This is a genomic window from Streptomyces sparsus, from assembly GCF_054776295.1.
The window spans coordinates 1-1,458 of sequence record NZ_BAAHCA010001099.1; the positions used below are offsets into that span (position 1 = coordinate 1).

Consider the following 1,458-nt stretch of genomic DNA (forward strand, 5'->3'; position numbering starts at 1 on the left):
GCCCGGCCGGGCACCGCGGGCCACCGGGACACCGCGTCCGCGGGCGACCTCGCCGTGGGTGACGATGTGCACGTCCAGGTCGGTGCCGGAGTCGCGGGCCACGGTCGCGCCGACACCCGGCCCGAACGCGTACCGCCAGGCCCGGCGGCGGCTGGAGCCGAGCACGATCTGGGTGGCGTTCACCCCGCGGGCGAAGTCGAGCAGCGCCTCGGGGACCGCGTCCCCTATGACGTGGTGGAAGGAGCCGCCGAGGTCCTCCACGAGGGTGCGCTGCTCGGCGAGTTCCTGCGGGGAGACAGGCGTGAGGCCGTCCGCGCGGGCGATGTGCACGGCGAGCAGTTCGCTGCCCGACCCCTTGGCGGCCATGCGGGCCGCCCGCCGGATGAGCGTGCGGCCCTCGGGGCCGCCGGTGAGGCCGACGACGATGCGCTCCCTGGCCTGCCAGGTGGAGCGTATGGAGTGCTCACTGCGGTACTGCTGGAGGTACTCGTCGGCCCGGTCCGCGGTCCACAGCAGCGCCAGTTCGCGCAGCGCGGTCAGATTGCCGGGTCGGAAGTAGCTGGAGAGGGCCGCGTCGACCTTGTCGGGGCTGCACACGTTGCCGTGCGCGAGGCGGCGCCGCAGCGCCTGCGGTGTCATGTCGACCAGTTCGACCTGCTCGGCCCGCCGCACCACCTCGTCGGGCACCGTGTCGTCCGCGCGCACACCGGTGATGCCCTCGACGGCGTCGCCGAGTGACTCCAGGTGCGCGATGTTGACGGTCGAGACGACGTCGATGCCGGCGGCCAGCAGTTCGTCGACGTCCTGCCAGCGTTTCTGGTTGCGGGCGCCGGGCGGGTTGCCGCGGGCCAGTTCATCGACGAGGGCGACGGCCGGCGCGCGGTCGATCACCGCGTCGACGTCCAGCTCCCCCGGGGTCGTGCCGCGTTCCGGACGGGACGCCCCCGGTACGCGTTCCAGGCCGGGCAGCAGCGCCTCGGTGCGGGCCCGGCCGTGGCAGTCCACGGCGGCCACGACCACGTCGGTGCCGCGCTCCTGCCTGCGGTGCCCTTCCGCGAGCATGGCGTAGGTCTTGCCCACGCCCGGTGCCGCGCCCAGATAGATCCGCAGCCTGCCTCGTCCTGCCATGGTCCCATTCTGGCCACCCGCCCAAGTGGGCGCACCGGCCCCGGGGCCGAGGGCCGCCTCAGAGCCGCGCCAGCGCACGCAGCAGCACCACGACCAGCACGCCCACCAGGACGGCGACGGCGACCAGGGCCACATCGGCCACGGCAGGACTCCTCGGGTGTGCGCTCCGCCCGGCACGACTGGACGTGTCGCGGGCCCGACCGGGGCTGGGAAAGCCCCCGCCGGCCATCACATCCCCCGGCCGAGCGCGTTCCGCGCGCGTTGACGCGTTCCTGACGGTCGCGGGCCCGGCCTTGACGCCGTCGATACGCGCCCGGTGATCCCGGTCAC

The 1,458-nt window shown here is 74.6% G+C and carries 2 protein-coding genes; both read right to left on the reverse strand.

Translation table 11 applies throughout. The annotated features are described in order from the left end of the window. Window positions 1-1,128: universal stress protein (locus ACYVE9_RS26610; protein WP_461030451.1), on the reverse strand; the 1,128-nt coding region annotated here is incomplete at its 3' end. A gap of 58 nt (window positions 1,129-1,186) precedes the next feature. Further along, the coding region (locus ACYVE9_RS26615) for a hypothetical protein (protein ID WP_461030452.1) at window positions 1,187-1,458 on the reverse strand (272 nt) is incomplete at its 5' end.